Below are 892 nucleotides of genomic sequence, written 5' to 3' on the forward strand. Positions count from 1 at the left end.
TGGACGTCGGCGGTGGGGGCGCTGGTGGCGAGGGCTGCGGCATGGTCATGGCCGTGGACCGCGCAGCCGCTTGCGCAGCCGCAGGCGCTGGCTAGCTTGGCGGCGGTGTCGGGGGTGCGGTGATAGCCGCCAAAGGTCGCGACCGGGGACCAATCGGGCATCGGTCGCGGCAGCGCGGGCGCGAGCGGCGCATAGTCGCCCTCGCCATAGACCACCGCGCCGCCGAGCACGGTGAGCACCGAGCGCAGATGCGGGATTTCGCTTTCGGCGACGCTGAAATAATCGGCCGACAGCACCGCGAGATCGGCAAGCTGGCCGACCTTGATCTGCCCCTTTTTGCCGACTTCGTTCGAGAACCAGGTGTTCTCATGCGTCCACAGCCGCAGCGCCTTTTCGCGGCTCAGTCGGTTGACGCCGGGATAGAGGCCGAGGCCGCCGACGGTCTTGCCCGTCACCAGCCAGTTGAGCGACACCCACGGATTGTAGCTGGCGACGCGCGTCGCATCGGTGCCCGCGCCGACCGGCAATCCGGCGGCCATCATCTTGGCGATTGGCGGGGTGCGCTCGGCGGCCTTTGCGCCATAGCGTTCGACGAAATATTCGCCCTGATAGGCCATGCGATGCTGGATCGCGATGCCACCGCCGAGGGCTGCGATGCGGTCGATATTGCGGTCGCTGATCGTCTCGCAATGGTCGAAGAACCAGTTGATCCCGGTGAAGGGAATGTCGCGCGCGACCTTCTCATACACATCGAGAGCACGGCCGATCGTCTGGTCATAAGTGGCGTGCAGCCGCCACGGCCATTTATGTTCGGCGAGCAAGCGGATGACGGGTTCGAGGTCGCCCTCCATGTTTGCCGGCATGTCGGGACGTTCGACGCGGAAATCCTCGA

The 892-nt window shown here is 65.9% G+C and carries 1 protein-coding gene; it reads right to left on the minus strand.

Annotated features, from left to right (window positions below; all coding sequences use genetic code 11):
• Positions 1–892, minus strand: an 892-nt coding sequence (locus AACY52_RS28595; RefSeq protein ID WP_339561107.1) for an amidohydrolase family protein, incomplete at both ends; no start/stop codon positions are given.

The sequence above is a fragment of the Pseudomonas sp. EA_65y_Pfl1_P113 genome (assembly GCF_963970525.1).
Taxonomy (GTDB): domain Bacteria; phylum Pseudomonadota; class Gammaproteobacteria; order Pseudomonadales; family Pseudomonadaceae; genus Aquipseudomonas; species Aquipseudomonas tritici.